The organism is Streptomyces sp. NPDC026394, assembly GCF_055567735.1.
The window spans coordinates 405,375-424,709 of sequence record NZ_JBVHPX010000003.1 but is presented as its reverse complement, the minus strand read 5'-3'; the positions used below and the strand labels follow the sequence as shown (position 1 = coordinate 424,709).

Annotated in this window: 15 protein-coding genes; 10 read left to right on the top strand and 5 right to left on the bottom strand. The window is 73.0% G+C overall.

The genetic code is table 11. The annotated features are described in order from the left end of the window. Positions 1–154: 154 nt before the first annotated feature. The 5 genes from ACZ4QV_RS10245 to ACZ4QV_RS10225 all read left to right on the top strand — a co-directional run bounded on the left by ACZ4QV_RS10245 (position 155) and on the right by ACZ4QV_RS10225 (position 7,583). Positions 155–3,061 (top strand): protein kinase, encoded by a 2,907-nt coding sequence (locus ACZ4QV_RS10245; RefSeq protein ID WP_361584421.1) that lies wholly within the window; start codon positions 155–157, stop codon positions 3,059–3,061. A 253-nt stretch (positions 3,062–3,314) separates the two neighbouring features. Further along, positions 3,315–4,502: an amidohydrolase family protein gene (locus tag ACZ4QV_RS10240; protein ID WP_361584424.1), complete on the top strand. Its 1,188-nt coding sequence runs from the start codon at positions 3,315–3,317 to the stop codon at positions 4,500–4,502. Beyond that, positions 4,502–5,638, top strand: a complete 1,137-nt coding sequence (locus ACZ4QV_RS10235; protein WP_361149323.1) for an acyl-CoA dehydrogenase family protein — start codon at positions 4,502–4,504, stop codon at positions 5,636–5,638. The genes ACZ4QV_RS10240 and ACZ4QV_RS10235 overlap by 1 nt, the downstream gene beginning before the upstream one ends. A 9-nt stretch (positions 5,639–5,647) precedes the next feature. Beyond that, a complete protein-coding gene (locus ACZ4QV_RS10230; RefSeq protein WP_361584427.1) occupies positions 5,648–6,694 on the top strand; it encodes an acyl-CoA dehydrogenase family protein in 1,047 nt (348 codons plus the stop codon). Positions 6,695–7,109: 415 nt separating this feature from the next. Then, positions 7,110–7,583: an ATP-binding protein gene (locus ACZ4QV_RS10225; RefSeq protein ID WP_361149327.1), complete on the top strand. Its 474-nt coding sequence runs from the start codon at positions 7,110–7,112 to the stop codon at positions 7,581–7,583. 308 nt (positions 7,584–7,891) lie between these two features. Here the strand turns inward: ACZ4QV_RS10225 and ACZ4QV_RS10220 are convergent, their stop codons facing one another. After that, positions 7,892–8,833: a cyclase family protein gene (locus ACZ4QV_RS10220; protein WP_361616036.1), complete on the bottom strand. Its 942-nt coding sequence runs from the start codon at positions 8,831–8,833 to the stop codon at positions 7,892–7,894. A gap of 129 nt (positions 8,834–8,962) precedes the next feature. On the opposite strand from ACZ4QV_RS10220, the gene ACZ4QV_RS10215 reads away from it, so the two are divergent. From ACZ4QV_RS10215 to ACZ4QV_RS10205, 3 genes are all read left to right on the top strand, one after another. After that, on the top strand, positions 8,963–9,874 hold the full coding sequence (locus tag ACZ4QV_RS10215; protein WP_361149333.1) for an SDR family NAD(P)-dependent oxidoreductase: 912 nt from the start codon (positions 8,963–8,965) through the stop codon (positions 9,872–9,874). Positions 9,875–10,081: 207 nt separating this feature from the next. Continuing rightward, the gene (locus ACZ4QV_RS10210; RefSeq protein WP_361584433.1) at positions 10,082–11,257 is read left to right on the top strand and encodes an acyl-CoA dehydrogenase family protein; all 1,176 of its coding nucleotides are present in this window, start codon (positions 10,082–10,084) and stop codon (positions 11,255–11,257) included. Continuing rightward, positions 11,257–12,324, top strand: coding sequence for a Zn-dependent alcohol dehydrogenase (locus tag ACZ4QV_RS10205; protein WP_361150159.1), 1,068 nt, complete (start codon positions 11,257–11,259; stop codon positions 12,322–12,324). The genes ACZ4QV_RS10210 and ACZ4QV_RS10205 overlap by 1 nt, the downstream gene beginning before the upstream one ends. Positions 12,325–12,374: 50 nt before the next feature. Here ACZ4QV_RS10205 and ACZ4QV_RS10200 read toward each other — a convergent pair whose 3' ends face one another. The 4 genes from ACZ4QV_RS10200 to ACZ4QV_RS10185 form a co-directional block, all read right to left on the bottom strand. Continuing rightward, positions 12,375–13,040, bottom strand: coding sequence for a flavin reductase family protein (locus ACZ4QV_RS10200; RefSeq protein WP_361584436.1), 666 nt, complete (start codon positions 13,038–13,040; stop codon positions 12,375–12,377). A gap of 63 nt (positions 13,041–13,103) precedes the next feature. Further along, positions 13,104–13,934, bottom strand: a complete 831-nt coding sequence (locus ACZ4QV_RS10195; RefSeq protein ID WP_361584439.1) for an enoyl-CoA hydratase/isomerase family protein — start codon at positions 13,932–13,934, stop codon at positions 13,104–13,106. Between the two features lie 94 nt (positions 13,935–14,028). Continuing rightward, entirely contained in the window at positions 14,029–16,299 is a 2,271-nt protein-coding gene (locus ACZ4QV_RS10190; RefSeq protein ID WP_361584442.1) for an acetate--CoA ligase family protein, read from the bottom strand. Positions 16,300–16,373: 74 nt separating this feature from the next. Next, a complete protein-coding gene (locus tag ACZ4QV_RS10185) occupies positions 16,374–17,615 on the bottom strand; it encodes a flavin-containing monooxygenase (RefSeq protein WP_361584445.1) in 1,242 nt (413 codons plus the stop codon). Between the two features lie 228 nt (positions 17,616–17,843). Between ACZ4QV_RS10185 and ACZ4QV_RS10180 the strand changes: the two genes are divergently transcribed. After that, entirely contained in the window at positions 17,844–18,254 is a 411-nt protein-coding gene (locus ACZ4QV_RS10180) for a Zn-ribbon domain-containing OB-fold protein (RefSeq protein WP_361584448.1), read from the top strand. Positions 18,255–18,629: 375 nt separating this feature from the next. Continuing rightward, a complete protein-coding gene (locus ACZ4QV_RS10175; protein WP_361584451.1) occupies positions 18,630–19,283 on the top strand; it encodes an META domain-containing protein in 654 nt (217 codons plus the stop codon). The last annotated feature ends 52 nt before the right edge of the window (positions 19,284–19,335 follow it).

The window sequence follows — 19,335 nt, the reverse complement described above, 5'->3', positions numbered from 1 at the left end:
ACGCCCCCGGCACGTATCGTGAGACCCCGAAGACCGTACGCAGCCGCAATCGGAGGGAATGCGACCGGTTTTGACCACTGGGGGTAACCAGTGGAACCGGGAGCTCCCGGACAAAGCCGGGCAGGCGGCGTGAATCGCGCGCTGGGGAGGCGTCGTGGACGAGTACGCGGGAAGAGTGCTCGCCGAGCGCTACCGCCTGCCGGTGCCACCGGCGGACGAGTACGAGTTCGCCGAGACCCGCGCCTTCGACACGTACAGCGGGCAGGAGGTCCTCGTACGCCAGGTGCCGCTGCCCGAAGTCGTGGACGCGGAACTCCTGGACCCGGGGCATCCGGGCGGCCGCCCCGCGCCGGGCGGATACGGGTACGGACCGGGCCACGGCCACCGGGTGTCCGGGGCCGACCGTACGCCGCGGGACCCCGCCGTACGGCGTGCCCTGGAGGCCGCGACCGCCGCGGCCCGGCTGCCCGACCACCCGCAACTCGACCAGGTCTTCGACGTCTTCGCCCAGGACGGCAGCCTCTGGATCGTCAGCGAACGCGTCGCCGCCCGCCCGCTCGCCGCGCTCCTCGCCGAACGCACCCTCACCCCGCACCGGGCGGCGGAGGTCGCCGCCGACATCCTCACCGCCCTGCGCGCCCTGCACGCGCACGGCTGGACCCACCGCAACATCACTGTCCGCACGGTCCTGGTCTGCGACGACGGACGGGCGATCCTGACCGGTCTGGCCGCGGGCGCGGCGGAGGAAGCGCTGTGCGGGTACGACCCGGTGCCGGGGGAGGGGGCGGGAGCGGACGCGGGGGAGCGTGCGGCGGCGCCGGGGCAGGCGCCCATACCGGGGGCTTCCGCGGCGGGGCAGGCTTCCGTGCCGGGGCAGGCCTCCATTCCGGGGCAGGCTTCCGCGGCGGGTGAGACGGTGGCGGAGCCGGCCGGTCCCGAAGCGGCGACCGGAGACGGTGGCGGGGAGCCGGACGCGTCACCCGGAGCGGACCCACGCCGGGCCCGGGCCGGGGCGATAGCCGCCTACCAGGCGGGCACCCGGGCAGCCGCCGCCCGTACGGGCACCGGCGAGGACGCGGCGGCCACCGACCCCGCACACCCCGCCGACCCGCACTTCAGCCCGTACCGGGACCACATCACCGCGCCGACGCCACCGGCCGCCCCGTCGCGGCCGGGCAGCGTCACGTACGGCGGCAGCCTGCCGGGGCCGGGGGCCGGGCCGCGGCCCGGAGGCATCCAGGTGCCGCATCCGCTGCCGGTGCAGCGCCCGGCGCCGGAGGCGGGACCCTCCTTGCCCGAGGAGGGTGCGGAATCGAATCATCCGGAGGGGCCGGGGCAGTCGAAGCGTCCGGAGCGCTCGGAGCACGCGGACCACCCGGACCAGGCCGTTCCGTACGGGCGCCCGGGCGCGGCCCTGGCCGCCGAGCGGGCACGGCAGGTGCGGATCAACGTCGTCGGCCCGGTCACCGAGCGCTGGGCGCCGGAGCAGGCCGGCCCGGTGCACGCCAACTGGCAGCTCGCGCCGCCGATCGGCCCCGCCACCGACCTGTGGGCGGTCGGCGCGCTGCTGTTCCGGATCGTGCAGGGGCACTCCGCCTACCCCGAGGACAGCGCCGCCGAGCTGGTGCAGTCGGTGTGCTCGGAACCGCCGTCGTACGCCGAGGAGTGCGGCGCGCTGCGGCCGGTCGTCGAGTCGCTGATGCGGCAGGATCCGGCCGACCGTCCGGACTTCGAGGAACTGCGCGGCTGGCTGCGGTCGCTGATCCGGACCGCGCCGGAGCCCGAGGTGGGCAGCCGGGTCGTGACCGTGCCGTCGCTGGAAGGGCCGTCCGACTCGCGGCGGCTCCCGATCCTCCGGCGCCGGGGCGAACTCGTACGCAAGGGCCGGCACAAGAAGGCGCGCCGGTCCCGGCCGCAGCGCCCGGCCAAGCCGCCGCGGCAGCCGAAGGGCAAGCGCCCGGCCGTGGCGTACCGGGAAACCACCCAGCACGCCCAGCCCGGCCTCTCCGAAGCGCCCGCCGACCAGCAGCCGCAGCCCTTCATACCGCCGACGGACGACCCCCGGGGCAGATCCCACTTCCAGCCCCCGTCCCCACCTCAGTTCCAGTCACCGCCGCAGTACCAGCCTCCTGCCCAGCCGTTCACGCCCACCACCCAGGACGGCCGACACCCCCACGAAAGCGACCGAGCCCACCAGCCTCAGCAGCCCCACCATCCCTCCGCCCCGCCCACGCACGCGGCGGCCACGGTCCCGCCGCCGCACCGGGCCGAGCCGGCCCGCGCCCCCAAGCAGTCCCGCCCCGCCCGGCAGCCGCGCCCGGCCAAGCAGATCCGGCGGATCGAGGGCGCCGTGCCCCCGGGCGGACGCAGCCCGCGCCGCCTCGGACTGCTTCTCGTGGGGTTGGTGATCCTGCTGGTGGTGGGCACGATTCTGGTCGCGGTGCTGTTCATGCCGAAGGCCGGTCCGGGGGCGGGCGCCGCGGACAGCGTCCGCGAACGCAGGGGCGCCGTGGGCACGCAGAGCTCGACACCTGACGGCGGCTCCGGCGGTCGGCCCGGCGACCAGGGCTCGCGCAAGCAGCAGCCGCAGACGACCGAACCCGTCGACCTCGCCGAAGGCTTCGCGGTGCGCAAGGACCCGGAAGGCTTCCAGGTCGCCGTCCCGAAGGGCTGGCAGCGCCGCGGGGAGAACGAGCGCGGCCAGGTCCGTTACCTGGGGAACGACTTCGAGCTGCTGATCGTGCCCGGCCGCGACACCACGTCCCGCCACGGCACCGACCCGATGGCCTACCAGCAGGACAAGGAGGCGGAACTGGCCCCGTACCGGGAGTCGAGCTGGTCCGGCTCCTCCGGCCTGCGCCGTATCGACGTCGGCCGGGCCGCGATGGCCGAGGGCACCTTCACCTGGCAGGACAGCAGCGGCCGCCAGGTGTACGTACGCAACCTCGCGATGATCCACAACGGCCGCTACCACGTCATCCAGGTCATCGGCCCGGACAACGAACGCCGCGAGGTCGACCGCCTCTACGACCAGGCCACGGGCTCCTACCGGCCCAACTAGCCGATCATCCCGCTGTCGATGGCGACACGGGTCCCCGCCCTCGTCGCCCTCCCCGCACCCTTGCCCGCCCTCGTCGCCCTCCCCGCGAGTCCTCGGCACACCCCTGCCCGCCCTCGTCGCGCGCCTGCGTGCCCCGCCGCGCGCCTTGTCGGCTCCGAGGCGCGCGGCTAGCCTCGTAACTGACGGGCCGTCAGAAAGCGCTTGGCGTACGTCCGTCGGGCACCGGTCGGAAGAACCGTGTGAGGGGAACCGGATGGAGCTACCGCGCATCGTCAGCGTCGACGACCACGTCATCGAGCCCGCGCACCTCTTCGAGACCTGGCTGCCGGCGAAGTACCGGGGACGGGGCCCGCAGCCGCTGACCGCGGGCATCGGCGAGCTGGCGTACACCGGCGGCAAGTATGTGATCACGATGGATCCGGACGGGCCGCCCACCGACTGGTGGATCTACGAGGACCTGAAGTTCCCGTACAAGCGCAACATCGCCGCCGTCGGCTTCGACCGCGACGCCATGACGCTGGAGGGCATCACCCGCGCCGAGATGCGCCCCGGCTGCTGGGACCCGGCCGAGCGGCTCAGGGACATGGACCTCAACCACGTCGAGGCGTCGCTGTGCTTTCCGACCTTCCCCCGGTTCTGCGGCCAGACGTTCGCCGAGGCGCGGGACAAGGAGGTCGCCCTGGCGTGCGTGCGCGCGTACAACGACTGGATGGTGGAGGAGTGGTGCGGGGACAGCGGCGGGCGGCTGATCCCGCTGTGCATCGTCCCGCTGTGGGACATCGGCCTGGCCGTGGCCGAGATCCGGCGGAACGCGGCGCGCGGGGTGCGGGCCGTGACGTTCAGCGAGATACCGACCCACCTCGGACTGCCGTCGATCCACTCCGGCTACTGGGACCCGTTCTTCGCGGTCTGCGAGGAGACCGGGACGGTGGTCAACATGCACATCGGGTCCAGTTCGCAGATGCCGGCCGCCTCCCCCGACGCGCCGCCCGCCGTCCAGGCGTCACTGAGCTTCAACAACGCCATGGCGTCGATGATGGACTTCCTCTTCAGCGGGGTGCTGGTGAAGTTCCCGCTCCTCAAACTCGCGTACAGCGAGGGGCAGATGGGCTGGATACCGTACGCCCTGGAGCGCGCGGACGACGTGTGGGAGGAGCACCGCGCCTGGGGCGGGGTGCGCGACCTGATCCCCGAGCCGCCCTCCACGTACTACTACCGGCAGATCTTCTGCTGCTTCTTCCGCGACAAGCACGGTGTCGCCTCACTGGACGTGGTCGGCCGGGACAACGCCACCTTCGAGACCGACTACCCGCACGTGGACTCGACCTTCCCGCACACCAAGGAAGTCGCCCTGGACCACGTGAAGGGGCTGGACGAGGAGACCGTGTACAAGCTGATGCGCGGCAACGCGATCCGCATGCTCGACCTCGACCTCGTCTGATGGACCTGACGTACTCGCCCGAGGAGGAGGAGTTCCGGGTCCGGCTGCGGGAGTGGCTCGCCAAGACGCTCCCCGGCCTTCCCGCCCGGCCCGATCCGCTGGACTGGCCGGGCCGGCGTGCCTACGACCTCGGCTGGCAGCGGCGGCTGTACGACGCCGGGTACGGTGCCGTGCACTGGGACGCCTCGCCCACCCGGCGGCTGATCTTCCTGGAGGAGACGGAGCGCGCCGGTGCGCCCTACGTGGGCGCCAACTTCGTCGGGCTGCTGCACGCCGGGCCGACCATCGCCGCCGAGGGCACGGACGAGCAGCGCGCCCGCTGGCTGCCGCCCGTCGTGCGCGGTGAGGAGGTCTGGTGCCAGGGCTTCAGCGAGCCGGAGGCGGGCTCCGACCTCGCCGCCCTGCGCACCCGTGCCGTACGGGACGGCGACGACTACGTGGTCACCGGGCAGAAGATCTGGACCTCGCACGCGGAGATCGCGGACTGGTGCGAGTTGCTGGTGCGTACGGACGCGGAGGCCCCCAGGCATCGGGGTGTCTCCTGGCTGGCGATGCCGATGGACGCCCCCGGGATCACCGTACGGCCGCTGCGTACGCTCGCCGGCCCGGCCGAGTTCGCGGAGGTCTTCCTCGACGGGGTGCGGGTGCCGGTGGCCAACCGGGTCGGCGCCGAGCACGACGGCTGGCGCGTCACCATGGTCACGCTCTCCTTCGAGCGGGGCACCGCCTTCGTCGGCGAGGTCGTGGCCTGCCGCCGTACGCTCGGCGAGCTGGCCCGCGCGGCACGGGCGAACGGGCGCTGGGACGACCCGGTGCTGCGCCGTCGGCTGGGCCGGCTGAACGCCGAGTTCACGGCGTTGTGGCGGCTCATCCAGCGCAACGTCGGCGCGGCCCGGGACACGGGCGGGGTACCGGACGCGGGCGGCTCGGTCTTCAAACTGCGCTACTCGCAGACCCGCCAGGAGCTGTACGACGCGGCCGCCGAGGTGCTGGGGCCGTCCGGCGCGCTCGACGCGGACCAGCGGTGGACGGCGGACCGGCTGTCGTCCCTCTCGTACACGATCGCCGCCGGAACGTCGCAGATCCAGCGCGACATCATCGCCGAGCGCATCCTCGGCCTGCCGAAGGGACGGTGAACGGGCACCGTGGACCTCCGACCCACCGCTGATCAACGCGCCTTGCAGGCGGGAACCCGCGAACTGCTGACGCGGCGCTTCGGCAGGGACCGGCTGCGGGAGGCGGTGGAGGCCCCGGCGCTCGACCGCGCGCTCTGGCGTGAGCTGGGCGCGGCCGGGTTCTTCGCGCTGCGGCTGCCGGCGGCGGACGGCGGGGTGGGGCTCGGCCTGCCGGACGCGGTGCTGGTCTTCGAGGAGGCCGGGCGGGCGTTGCTGCCGGGGCCGCTGGTGGCGGGAGAGCTGCTGGCGGGGGTGGTGCCGGGGGCGGCCACGGGGGAGCGGGTGGTGGGGTTGTGCGATGCGGGGAGGGGCGGGGAGCGGCTGTGGGAACACCCTGGGGACTGCGACGAGTTGATCTTGCTGGAGGGCGGCGATCCGGGAGAGAGCCGTGAGCTGGGGGAGGGCGGCGATCTGGGCGAGAGCGGGGAGTCGGGCGAGGGCGGGGAGCCGGGCAAGACCGGCAGGGCCTTCTGGAACGCCCCCGACTGGCCGGTCCTGGAGCCCGTCCGCTCGGTCGATCCGCTGACGCCGCTCGCGCGCGTGACGTCCTACCCGCGCCGCGCGCCGCGCTCTCTGGACGTGCCCCGGCTGCGCCGCGAGGCCGCCCTGCTGACGGCGGCGCTTCAGCTCGGCAGCGCTGCCCGTACGGTCGAGATGGCCGTGGAACACGCCCGGCGCCGAGAGCAGTTCGGCGTACGCATCGGATCGTTCCAGGCGGTGAAACATCTGTGCGCCGAGATGCTGATACGAGTGGAAATAGCGAGAAGCGCCGTATATGCGGCTTCACTCACCGATCAGTCACTCCCCGTAGTCGGCGCCAAGTTGCTCGCCGACGAGGCCGCCGTGCGCAACGCCCGGGACTGCCTTCAGGTGCACGGCGGAATGGGCTTCACCTGGGAGGCCGACGTCCATCTGCACCTCAAACGGGCGTGGTGGCGAGTCGAACAGTGGCAAAGCGGCGGAAAGGCGGAGGAAGCACTCGCCGAGGCTCTGTTGGTCGACGATTTCGGCGTGTAGGGCATTCTGGTGCGGAATGTCGGTTTCCGTACACACAAGCGGTCACAGAGGGTCGATATCGGGTGGTGTCCCAGGCATAACTCGTCACAGGGGGGAGTCGGCGCCCCGCTCGGGTACGCTCCCTTGGGTGCGAGTGGTTCTGAGGCGCAACTGTTCCCGTGGGGTCGTGGCGACCGACCCGGGATGCCGAACGCGCTCCGCTCGCCCCCGAAGGAGGGGCGTGAAGCCCTCTTGTTCGACTCCCGGCAATGCGCGTCGCACAGTATGCACCACGCATACTCCCTTGCGCTGGAATATGCCCGAAGCGCTTGTTGGGGTGACTGAACGTCAACCATGCTGTGCATCACCGAGGTCACGGAGTGTGACCTCGATGAGGTGCGAGGCGATGTGTCCGCCGGTTCGGATGGTGTGAGCGGTGCAGGTGCTTCAGGTGCAGTTGGAAGTCCGGCCTGACCCCGCGGAGGTGGGGCGGGCCCGGAGGTGGGCCAGGTCGCGGCTGGCCGGCTCGGGCATAAGGGCCGACGAGCCGTTGGCGGAGACGCTGATCCTGCTGATCTCGGAGTTGGTCACCAATGCCGTCGTGCATACGGGCAACCCCGCCGAGCTGCGGATGTGCTTCTCGGGTTCGGGTGCCGTGGTGGGCACCGTACGGGTCGAGGTCGCGGACCGCAGCACCCGCGCGCCACGCCCCCGGCGCGCCGACGGTGACGACACGAACGGCCGCGGCCTGGAACTGGTCGACGGCCTGGCGGACCGCTGGGGCTGGCGGCCCGAAGGGACCGGCAAGAGCATCTGGTGCGAGGTGGACCGCGGGCAGTCGATGCTGATGGCGGCCGGGTCGGACCTGGGGGCGTACGACCCGCACTGCGCCGTACCGCACCGCGCCTGACCGAAGGAAAGTCCAGACCAGGTGTTGACGTGGCGTGGCTACGTGATCACGCTGGGGTGGAGCGATCCGCCGTGAGGGGACGCCGAGGGTACGGGGCCGGGGCCTCGGCGAGTGCGGGTCGTGTCCCGTAGCCGGGTGGTGGTCCGCGGTGCCACGCTCGGGGTGCGCATGGGCGTACCGCCACCCGGCTGGGGCAGTGCCGCTGCCCGTACGGCGGCCGGCCCGCTTCCGTCCGGCCTGTCGCAGGCCGGCCCGCTTCCGTCCGGTCCGCCTTCCCGGCGCGGGCGCTCCCGCGCCGGTGCGCAGCCTCAGAGGACCGCGACCGGCGCCACCGGTGTGCCGGTGCCGCCCACGAACGGTTCGGCCATCGCGGCGAGGAAGAACGCGTAACGGTTCTCCTGCGCGCAGGCCCCGGCCAGCTCCTCCAGATTCCAGTTCTGGCCCTGGATCATGCCCATCTCCACCAGGTGGAGCGCGTGCACGGGCATCCAGAGGCCGTCGATCTCCGGCGGGAAGATCTCGAAGGTGAGGGTGTCGTCGGCGACGGCCGCGACGTCGCGGGCGTGGAACCACTCGGGCGTACGGACCGACAGTCCGGGCGACGGGTGGGCGTACGCGTCCCGGTCGCCCGCCAGGTAGTGCTGGATCTGCCCGGTACGGATCAGCACGATGTCGCCGGCCCTTACCCGCGTCCCGGCCAGTTCCTCCGCCGCGTCCAGGTCCTCCGGCGTCACCGCGTGACCGGCGGGCAGCCTCCCGGGCCCGTCGGAGTCCCCGCGGTGGGCGCGGGCCACGTCGAGCAGGACGCCGCGCGAGACGATCGGGGGCGCCTTCTCGATGCCGAGGACGGTGGCGCCGCCGTGCGCGGTGACGGAGTCGGCGGGGCGGTTGTTGTAGAGCCGGCCGGAGTGCGAGACATGGGCCAGGCCGTCCCAGTGGGTGGCCGCCTGGAGGCCCATGGTGACGGCGTCGTCGGAGGTGGCGACCGTCCCCGGGCCGAAGATCTCCTGGTTGATCGCGGTCATGGTGTGCAGGGGGTTGACGCGGCCGGAAATCAGGCCGGTCTGCACGCCGTCCTGCCGCAGTGGCAGCGCGAGGCCGATGCGGCGGCCGGAGCGGACGGCGGAGGCGGCCTCCCGTACGACGCCGGGCGTGAGCAGGTTGAGCGTGCCGATCTCGTCGTCCGCGCCCCAGCGGCCCCAGTTGTTCACGCGTTCGGCGAGGGCGTGGAACTCGGCGGGCAGTGGCATTCCGGTCCTCCTCGGGGCGGTGCGGGGGTGTGCGTCGTGCCGCGTTCCGGGCTGCGCCGGGTCTTGTGCTCGGTGCGGGTCTGCTCAAAAATCTAACGGGCCGTCAGAAACTGCGGGAAGGGGCGCGGCATGGGGAACTTCTTGACGGACAAGGTGGTCGCCGTCACCGGTGCGGGCCGCGGCATCGGGCGCGCGGTGGCCCTGGCCTGCGCCGCCCAGGGCGCCCGGGTGGTCGTCAACGACTACGGGGTGGCGGTGGACGGCGCCGGGCCGAGCAGCGAGGTCGCCGAGGCGGTGGTCAAGGAGATCGAGCAGGCGGGCGGCGAGGCGGTCGCCGTCGCGGACGACGTGTCCACGATGGCGGGCGGGCAGCGGGTCGTCGACACGGCGCTCACCCGCTACGGGCGCGTGGACGGCGTGGTGTGCGTGGCCGGCATCCTGCGCGAACGCATGCTCTTCAACATGACCGAGGAGGAGTGGGACCCGGTCGTCGCCACCCACCTGAAGGGCACCTTCACCGTGTTCCGGGCGGCCTCGGCGGTCATGCGCCGGCAGCGGTCCGGCACCCTCGTCGGCTTCACCAGCGGCAACCACCAGGGCAGCGTCTCGCAGGCCAACTACGCCGCGGCCAAGGGCGGCGTCATCTCGCTGGTGCGCAGCGCCGCACTCGGTCTCAGCCGGTACGGCGTGACCGCCAACGCGGTCGCCCCCGTCGCCCGTACGCGGATGTCCGCCGGCGTGCCGACGGAGCTGACGGAGATCGGCGAGCCCGAGGACGTCGCGGCTCTCGTCGTCTACCTGCTCAGCGACCGCGCCGTGCAGGAACGCGTCACCGGACAGGTCTACACGGTCGCCGGGCCGAAGATCGCGGTGTGGGCCCAGCCGAGGGAACTGCGTGCCGGGTACGCGGAGGGCGGGTGGACGCCGGAGAAGATCGCGGAGTTTCTGCCGGGGACGGTGGGGACCGATCCGATGCCGTTGCTGTCGCGGGTGGAGGCGATGGCCGCTGACGCGGCCGGGGGGCGGCGGCCCAACGTGTAGTTCCAAGTGGCGCTCTTTGGGCGCGGGGTCCGGGGCGCCGGTTCGCTTCTGGCTGCGGGTTCGTCGCGCCTGCGGCGGGCTGTGGCCGCTGCGCGGGGCTGTCAGGTTCGGGGGCGGGCCTGCGCGGCAGGCCGCTCCGGCCCGCCCCCTTCCGTGAGGGGGTGGGAGGAGAGGTGGATCGGGGCTTGTCCCGGTGGGAGGGTGGCGGTGGATTTTTCGGTCGGGGTCGAAGATCAGGTGTTTCGGGGTGAGGTGCGTTGTTGGCTGGCGGAGCATCTGTGTGAGGAGTTGGTGGCCCGGCGCTCGGAGTTCGGCGTACGGCGTGCCTGGGAAAGGGAGTTGGGGCGCGGCGGGTGGGTCGGGATCGGGTGGGACCGTGCGTACGGTGCGTTCGGGAACCGGGGGGCCACGCTGACGCAGCAGGTGGTGTGGGCCGAGGAGTGCGCGGCGGCGCGTGCGCCGGAGCGGGTGGGACACATCGGGGAGCAACTGCTGGCACCGACGCTGCTCGCTTACGGGGACGACGCGCAGCGGAAACGTTTCCTGCCGCCCGTCGCGCGGGGCGAGGAGCTGTGGTGTCAGGGGTACAGCGAGCCCGGCGCGGGCTCGGACCTCGCGGCGGTCCGTACGGCGGCCGTGCGGGACGGGGACACGTACCGGATCAGCGGGCGGAAGATCTGGACCTCGCTCGCGCGGGAGGCCGACTGGTGCTTCGTGCTGGCCAGGACCGATCCGGGGGAGCGGCGGCACCGGGGGCTGTCCTTCCTGCTGGTGCCGATGGACCAGCCGGGGCGCATCGAGGTCCGGCCGATCCGGCAGCTTACGGGGACGTCCGAGTTCAACGAGGTGTTCTTCGACGGGGCGGTGGCGCGCGCCGCGCATGTGGTGGGCGGGCCCGGCGCCGGGTGGCGGGTGGCGATGGGGCTGCTGGCGCTGGAGCGCGGTGTCTCCACCCTCGCCCAACAGGTCGGCTTCGCCGCCGAGTTGCGCGAGGTCGTCCGTGAGGCGGTGCGTACGGGCGCGGTGGACGATCCCGTACTGCGGGACCGGATCGTACGCCAGTGGGCCGAGCTGCGGGTGCTGCGGTGGAACGCGCTGCGCACGCTCGGTCCGGCAGCCGGGGACGCGGGCGCGCCCAGTGTGGCGAAGCTGCTGTGGTCCGGCTGGCACCAACGGATGGGGGAACTGGCGATGCGGGTACGGGGAGCGGGCGCGGCGTGCGGCCCGGAGCCGTGGACGGCGGACTCCGCGTACGCACTCGACGCGGCGCAGCGGCGGTTCCTCTTCAGCCGGGCCGACACGGTCTACGGCGGTTCGGACGAGATCCAGCGCACGGTCATTGCCGGGCGGGTGCTCGGCCTCGGCGGAGGGCGGGAGCGATGATGCGAGGCGTCATGTTCGAGGGTGGCCGGCCGCGGGTCGTCGACGACCTGGAGGTACGGGCTCCGGGGCCCGGCGAGGTGCTGGTCGGCATCCGGGCGGCGGGGCTGTGCCACAGCGATGTGTCAGTGGTCGATGGGACGATTCCTTATCCGGTGCCGGTGGTGCTGGGGCATGAGGGCGCGGGTGTGGTCGAGGAGGTGGGGGACGGGGTCACGCATGTAGCGGCAGGAGATCATGTCGCGCTGTCCACGCTGGCCAACTGCGGGACGTGCGCGGAGTGCGACCGCGGCCGGCCGACGATGTGCCGCGCCTCGATCGGGATGCCCGGGAAGCCGTTCCGGCACGGCGGCCGGGAGGTGTACAGCTTCGCGTCCAACTCGGCCTTCGCCGAGCGTACGGTCGTCCGGGCCGTGCAGGCGGTACGGATCCCCCGCGGGATACCGCTGACGTCGGCGGCGCTGATCGGGTGCGGCGTGCTGACCGGGGTCGGCGCAGTCCTGAACCGCGCGCGGGTGGGGCAGGGCGACACGGTGGTGGTGATCGGCACGGGCGGCATCGGGCTGAACGTGCTCCAGGGTGCCCGGCTGGCCGGTGCCTCGGTGATCGTCGCCGTGGACGTCGAACCGGCCAAGGAGGCGATGGCGCGGCTGTTCGGCGCGACGCACTTCGTGGACGCCTCGGCGGTGCCGGACACCGTCGAGGCCGTGCGCGGTGTCCTGCCGGACGGCGCCGACCACGCCTTCGAGTGCGTGGGCCGTACGGAGCTGATCCGGCAGGCCGTGGACCTCCTCGGCCGGCACGGTCAGGCGGTGCTGCTGGGCGTGCCCCCGGCCACCGCCGAGGCGTCGTTCCTGGTCTCGTCGATGTATCTGGACAAGTCCATCCTGGGCTGCCGCTACGGCTCGTCCCGCCCGCAGCGCGACATCGCGCGTTACGCGAGGTTCTACGAGGAGGGCCGCCTCCTCCTGGACGAGCTGGTGACCAGGACGTACGCGGTCAAGGACTTCGACGGGGCGGTGGCGGACCTGCGGCGGGGCCGGGTGGCGCGCGGAGTGCTGACGTTCTGACGTACGGGCGTACCGCCCTCCGGCCCCGGTGCCCGGCGGGCGGTTCCGTCCTACGCGCTGAAGCGGCCGAAAGCGCCCCGGTGGAAGAGGAGCGGGCCGGCCCCGGCGGTTCCCGGGTCCGTGCCGAGGGCGGCGACCCGGCCCACGACGATGAGGTGGTCGCCGCCGGTGTGCACGGCCTGGATCACGCAGTCGATCCAGGCCGGGACGCCCGCCAGGCGCGGTGATCCGGTGACCGGGGCGGGTGCGTGGGAGACGCCCGCGAACTTGTCGGCGCCGCTGACCGCGAAGGCGCGGCACAGGCCCTCCTGGTCCGCGCCCAGGATGTTGACGCAGAAGACGCCCGCGCGGGCGATCCGGGGCCAGGTGGTGGACGTACGGGCCACCATGAACGTGACCAGCGGCGGGTCGAGGGAGAGCGACGCGAAGGACTGGCAGGCGAAGCCGGCCGGGCCGTGCGCGGTGGTGTCGCCGGGGCCGGCCGGGCGGGGTGCGGGCGCGGTGACGACCGTGACGCCGCTGGCGAAGTGGCCCAGCACGGCGCGGAAGTCGGCCGGGTCGAGCGGGGCGCGCTCGTCCTCCCGTACGGCTCTGAGGGCGGGGCGCGGCACTGTGCCGGCGCGCCCGGCGGGATCCGGCGGCGTGGCGGAGGTCGGCGCGCCCACCGACCGCAGATAACGCACCGCGGTGGCCGCCATACCGGCATGTCCCATCATGCTTCCATTGAACCTGATGGCCCGTCAGATTTGAAGGTGCGGGCGGGGCCGCTCTGCCGGAGCTCACCGCCCCCGGTACGTGGGCCGGCGGCGCTCCACGAAGGCCGTGACCCCCTCCCGCGCGTCCGCCGTCGTCATGTTGATCTCCTGGGCCGCCGCCTCGGCCGCGAACGCCGTGCCCCGGTCGGCCTCCAGTGAGGCGTTGACCAGGTGCTTCGTGAGGGCAAGGGCCCGGGTCGGGCCGGCGGCGAGCCGTTCCGCCCAGTCCCGCGCGGCCTTCTCCAGACCCGTGTCCGGCACGACCCGGTTGACCAGCCCCATGCGTGCGGCGTCGGCCGCCGTGACGGCGTCGCCGAAGAACAGCAGTTCCTTCGCGCGCTGCGGCCCGACGAGCCGGGGCAGCAGGTACGCGCCGCCGCCGTCCGGTACGAGGCCGCGCCGCGCGAACACCTCGACGAACGTCGCGGACTCGGCCGCCACCACCAGGTCGCAGGCGAAGGCGAGGTGCGCGCCGAGCCCGGCGGCGGTGCCGTTGACGGCGGCGAGGACGGGTTTCTCGCAGTCCAGTACGGCGGATACGAGGCGCTGGGCGCCGCGCCGGATCAGACGGGCCACGTCGCCCGCGGCCCGCTCGGCCGGCTGCGTGGCGGCACCGCCGCGCAGGTCGGCGCCGGCGCAGAAGCCCTTGCCGACGGCGGTGATGACGACGGCCCGTACGTCCGGGTCGGCGGACGCGTCGGAAAGTTGCGCGATGATGCGTTCGCGCTGGTCAGGGGTGATGGCGTTGAGAGCGGCCGGGCGGTTGAGGGTGATCCGCAGCACGCCGTTGTCAGTGGTGTGGAGTATCAAGGAGTCAGCGGGGACGGATGCGGGGGAATCGGGGGTGGGGGCCATGGTGAGGCGGCTCCGAGTTCTGTGGTCGACGGTGGGAGCGCTCGGGCGGGCGGGCGCCCGGGCGGCCGCGCGGGCCGCCGGGCCGCCCGCCCGGTCAGTGGCAGACGGCGAGCGCGTCGAGCGCGACGGCGCCCTGGCCGCGCGGCAGCACCATCAGCGGGTTGATGTCCAGCTCGGCGAGTTCGCCGCTCAGGTCCAGCGCCATCCGCTGGACGCGCAGGACGACTTCGACGAGCGCGTCCACGTCGGCCGGCTGCCCTCCCCGTACGCCTTCCAGCAGGGCGTGTCCGCGCAGTTCGCGGAGCATCGCGCGGGCCCGGTCCGCGCCGAAGGGCGGCACGCCGACGGCGGTGTCCCGCAGGACCTCGACGAGCACCCCGCCCAGCCCGACCGTCACGGTCGGCCCGAAGAGGCGGTCGGCGGTGACGCCCACGACCATCTCCACGCCCCGCTCGATCATCTGGCAGACGAGCACCCCGTCCAGCTCGATGCCTTCGTGGCGGGCGATGTCGGCCAGCTCCCGATAGGCGTCCCTGACCTGGCTGGCGGAGGTCAGTCCGGTCTTGACGAGCCCGAGTTCGGTCTTGTGCGCGAGCTGCGGCGCGGACGCCTTCATGACGACGGGGTAGCCGACGAGACTCGCGGCGCGCACGGCCGCCGCCGCGCTGGTGACGAGCTGTTCGCGCGGCACCCTGATCCCGTAGGCGCGCAGGAGCTGTTTCGCCGCGTGTTCGCTGAGCTGCTGTCCCGGGCTCATCAGGTCGTGCGCCTTGCGCGCGGAGGGCGACGGGGTGCGCGGGGCGTCGTCGAAGGGGGAGCGGTAGCCGGCGGTGAAGCGGTGGTGGGCGAGGTGGGCGCGGACGGCCGTGATGCAGTTGGCGAAGGTGCGGAAGGTCGCCACGCGCCGGGAGCCGAGGAGGGTGTGCCGGTAGGCGTCCTCGGTGCCGACCGGCGAGCCCCAGACGACGCACACCAGCTTGTCCGTCTGTTCCGCCGCGTCCACGAGGTCCTGGGCCAGCTTGTCGCTCATCGGGGGGAACGGTCCGGTGATCGGGCAGATCAGTACGCCGATGGACGGGTCGGCGAGGAGCGCGTCGATGATTTTTCGACCGCGCCGGTCGCCGACCGGGTGGCCGCCGCTGTCCACCGGGTTGGCGACGTTCAGACAGTCCGGGATCCACTGGTGCAGCTCGTCCTGCTTCGCGCGGTCCAGGGTGGGCAGCGTGAGCCCGGCGGCCGTCGCCAGGTCCGCGAAGTGGGCGCCGGTGCCCCCGGATATCGAATAGACGACGACGCCGTCGGCCGTCGGGGTACGGGCCCGGGCGAGCAGGGCCGCGGTGTCCTGCAACTCGTCCAGCCCGTCCACCCGGATCACCCCGAACTGCCGCATGGCCGCGTCCACCACCGCGTCCGCACCGGTCAGTTTGCCGGTGTGCGAGGCGGCGGTACGGGCCCCGGCCTCGGTGCGGCCGACCTTGACGGCGACGACCGGGACCTTGTTGCGGGCCGCCCGGTCGGCGGCGAGCAGGAAGCTGCGGCCGTCCTTGAACCCTTCGATGTACGCGGCGACGGCACCGACCTCGGGACGGGAGGCGAAGTAGGAGAGGAAGTCGGCGGTCTCCAGATCGGCCTCGTTGCCGGTCGGGGCCCAGTGCGAGAGGCGGATGCCCAGTTCCTGGAGGGAGAAGACGGGGCGGCCCTGGTGACCTGACTGGGTGATCAGGGCGATGGCGGGGCCGTCCAGGTCCTCGCGGAACGACGCGAAGGCGTTGAGGTTGGTGTTCGGGCCGAGCAGCCGGATGCCGGTACGGGCCACGGCCTCGGCGAGCCGGTCCTGGGCGGCGGCACCGGCCGCCCCGGTCTCTGCGAAGCCGGAGGCGAAGGCGACCGCGAACCTGATCTTCGCGTCGGCCAGTTCCTCGATGACCGGTACGGGGTCGGCGACCAGCAGTACGGCGAGGTCGGCCTGCTCGGGCAGGTCGGAGACGGAGGTGAGGCAGGGCAGGCCGAAGACACGGTCGCGGCCCGGGTTGACCGGGTACAGGCGGGCACCGACACGTTCGGCCCACGCGATGAGCTGCCGGGTGATGCCGGTGTTCGGGCGGCCCTCGCTGTCCGAGGCGCCGACCACCGCCACCGCCCCGGGCCGGAAGAACCGGTCCAGGTCGGGGACGGGGGCGTACAGCGGGCGCCCGCTGACGTCCAGGTCGGGCCCCGTGGCGCCGGCGGGTGTGCCGTCGGCGTGCGGGCCGCCCGCGGGGGGCGCGGCCGTGCCGTGCACGGTGTGCGGTGGGGTCGCCCCGCACGCCACTACGCGGGCCGGGCTGGAGTGAGTGCTGAGGCTGCCGTAGGTCGATCCAAGCATCGCTGACGCCCGCTCCCGTGTGACGAGTGCCGATTCGACTGACGCCTCGTCAGGTTAGGGCAACTGACGTTCAGTCAGGAATGGGTCGTGCGGGATCGGGTGCGGGCGGGCACGGGGTCCGGGCCCTGACGGGCGTGGGCCTCGGCGATGGCGTGCGCGATGCGGCGGGCGTCGTGCGCCAGTTCGCGGAACATGCCGCTGATGGGGTTGGTGTAGCCGGTGAAGTGGAGGCCCGGGCAGGAGGGGAGGGTGCGGGGGCCGTGGACGCGCGGGCGGCCGCGGGTGTCGAGGAGGCCGAGGTGGCCGACGAGGCCGTCCAGGCCGCGCCGGTAGCCGGTGGCGGCGATGACGGCGTCCGGTTCGATCGCGTCGCCGTCCGCGAGCCGTACGACGTCACCGTCGAAGGACGCCACGGCCGCCACCGGCCGTACCGCTCCGCGCTGTACGGCGTCGATCAGCCCCACGTCCTGTACGGGGATCGCCCCTTCCAGGACCCGGCTGTACAGCCCGGTGTCCGGTATCGGCAGGCCGTGCGCCGACAGGTCCGGCACGGAGAGGCGGCGCATCACCCGGGCCGCCCGGTCCACCGCGCGCGGCGGCAGACGGCGTACAAGGATGCCCGTCGCCTGGGCGGGCCAGCCCGCCGTCGAGCGGCGCACGATGTGCGGGGCGGTACGGACCGCCAGCCGCACCCGCGCCGCGCCGCCTTCGGCCAGGTCGACGGCGATCTCGGCTCCGGTGTTGCCGGTGCCGACGACCAGGACGTCCTTGCCCGCGTACGGGGCGGCGTTGCGGTAGTCGCCGGCGTGCCGGAGATCGCCGGAGTAGCTGTCGCGGCCGGGCCAGTCGGGGAGGTGCGGGGTGTGGTTGTAACCGGTGGCGATCACGACCGTACGGGCGGCCGGCGCGCGCCCGCCGTTCGCGTGGAGCACCCATCCGCCGTCCGCCGCGCGGTCCACGCGCCGCACTACGACGCCCGTGGCGACTTCGAGGTGATGGTGCTCGGCGTACTGCTCCAGGTAGCGCACCACGTCGTCGCGCGCGACCCACCGCCCGTAGGCGCGCGGGATGGGCAGGCCCGGCAGGCCGGAGAGGCGGCGTGTGGTGTGCAGTCGCAGACGGTCGTAGTGGCCGCGCCAGGAGGCGCCCACCGCGTCGGCCTTTTCGAGGACGACGGCACGGATGCCGTAGGCACCGAGGGCGGCGGCCGTGGCGAGCCCGCCCGGCCCGCCCCCGATGACATACACGGGTGGGTCGGCGGCGGGCGGTGCGGTGCTGGATGCGGAGGAGCTGGCGTGCGCTGCGGCGTCCGGCATGCCGGTGAGGGTAACCGCGTACGGCGCGCATGTCGCCGTACGGGGCGCTGCCCGTGCCCGCACCCTTGCGCAGCCCGGCCGTCGTCGAGTGAACTGACGGGCCGTCAGGAAAAGCAACGCGCGCTGTGGGCCGTGCGCCGCGCGCCGAGGTGAAGCGGGTGGTCCGGAGTGAGGCCGAAGGCGACATCCACGTCCGAACCCGAGGGGCCTGCGGCGGCGCCGTCCGCCGTGCCCAGGTACGACCTGCCCGGCACCGACGCGTTCAGCCGCGTCTACTGGGACGCGGCTGCTCAGGGCCGCTTGCTGCTGCGCCGCTGCCGCGCCGACGGCTGCGGGGCGGCGCACCACTACCCGCGCGAGTTCTGCCCGCGTTGCTGGAGCGAAGACGTGGAATGGGAGGAAACGAGCGGCCGGGCCACGCTCTACACGTGGTCGGTGGTGCACCGTAACGACCTCCCGCCGTTCGGCGGGCGTGTGCCGTACGTGGCCGCGGTGGTGGACCTCGCCGAGGGCCCGCGGATGATGACGGAGGTCGTCGACTGTCCGGAGGCGGCCCTGCGCATCGGCATGCCGCTACGGGTGCGTTTCCGCACCGCGGACGCTTCAGGAATTGTCGTCCCCGTATTTCGCGCCGCCTGAACTCCACGTGACAGGGAACTGCTGCCGTGAGACGCGCGTTTTACGGTCATGGTGACGCGTAAGTCCCGAAGACTCACCCTGGTGTCGGCCGGTGCCGGTGCGATGACCCTTGTCGCGATCTCGGGGTGCGGTGCGACATCGGCCGGGAGCGCCGGGGCGGGGCGCGGTTCGTCGGCGTACGCCTCGTCCGCCCCGGACGCGAGGAAGGGGCCGGACGGTGCGGGCGGGCTGTTGGCCCGTGGGGTCTGGTCCGTGCGCGCCTTCAAGGGAAAGGAGGTGCCGTACGCATTCTTCGGGACGTCCGTCGGACGTCCGTGGATCGAATTGCATGATGACGGGACCGCGTCCGGCGCCTACGGGTGCGAGGCGTTCCGGATGGAAGCGAAGCTGGGGGCGGCCGAGCTGACTCTGGGAGGAAAGGCGGGCGAGCCTCCGAAATGGCCGGGCCCGCAGAAGAAAGCCCGGTGCGGCGACGAAGTGACCTACGCCGAGGGAGCGGTGCAGTACGAGGAAGGCCTCAAAGCCTTCCTCCAGGGCCCGTTGACGATCACCGAAAAGCCCGAAGACGCTGACCCGGAGTCCGCGAAGCCCCGAAGCCCCCGTTCTTCCCTGGAGCTGAAGAACGACCGCGGTGAGACGGTCACTCTGGTGCCCAACCGTCCCGAGGAGTTCTTCGACACCCGGTACCGGCCGGTGCGAGTGCAGGTGTACGACTCCCCGTACGGTTTCGACTCCGGCACCGAGCTGTATTTCGACTGCCACCCGGACGGCACTGTCACCGGACAGCTCGGTTGCAACGACTTCACCGCCAAGGCCGACTTCGCCGGCACGCACGTCTTCTTCCACGACCCGGAGCTCGCCACGGACCACTCCTGCTCCGAAAAGGAACGGGACGACGCACAGATGGTGCTCCCACTCCTGAAGTCGCAGCCCTACCAGTACGTGGCCGACCGCGACGGCATGACGATACGTTGGGGCGACGACCCCTACATCACCACCCTTGACTTCACCGGCAGTCCACGGCCGTAGCCGCTCTCCCACCGGGCCCGGAAAATCGCTGGCTCCCAGCGTCCGCCCCCGG

Bases quoted from the DNA above. Each gene is read 5' to 3' on its own strand.
- ACZ4QV_RS10240 (WP_361584424.1), top strand. From the start codon at position 3,315: ATGGAGCTACCGCGCATCGTCAGCGTCGACGACCACGTCATCGAGCCC.
- ACZ4QV_RS10235 (WP_361149323.1), top strand. From the start codon at position 4,502: ATGGACCTGACGTACTCGCCCGAGGAGGAGGAGTTCCGGGTCCGGCTG.
- ACZ4QV_RS10220 (WP_361616036.1), bottom strand. From the start codon at position 8,833: ATGCCACTGCCCGCCGAGTTCCACGCCCTCGCCGAACGCGTGAACAAC.
- ACZ4QV_RS10215 (WP_361149333.1), top strand. From the start codon at position 8,963: ATGGGGAACTTCTTGACGGACAAGGTGGTCGCCGTCACCGGTGCGGGC.
- ACZ4QV_RS10205 (WP_361150159.1), top strand. From the start codon at position 11,257: ATGCGAGGCGTCATGTTCGAGGGTGGCCGGCCGCGGGTCGTCGACGAC.
- ACZ4QV_RS10200 (WP_361584436.1), bottom strand. From the start codon at position 13,040: ATGATGGGACATGCCGGTATGGCGGCCACCGCGGTGCGTTATCTGCGG.
- ACZ4QV_RS10195 (WP_361584439.1), bottom strand. From the start codon at position 13,934: ATGGCCCCCACCCCCGATTCCCCCGCATCCGTCCCCGCTGACTCCTTG.
- ACZ4QV_RS10190 (WP_361584442.1), bottom strand. From the start codon at position 16,299: ATGCTTGGATCGACCTACGGCAGCCTCAGCACTCACTCCAGCCCGGCC.
- ACZ4QV_RS10185 (WP_361584445.1), bottom strand. From the start codon at position 17,615: ATGCCGGACGCCGCAGCGCACGCCAGCTCCTCCGCATCCAGCACCGCA.
- ACZ4QV_RS10175 (WP_361584451.1), top strand. From the start codon at position 18,630: ATGGAAGCGAAGCTGGGGGCGGCCGAGCTGACTCTGGGAGGAAAGGCG.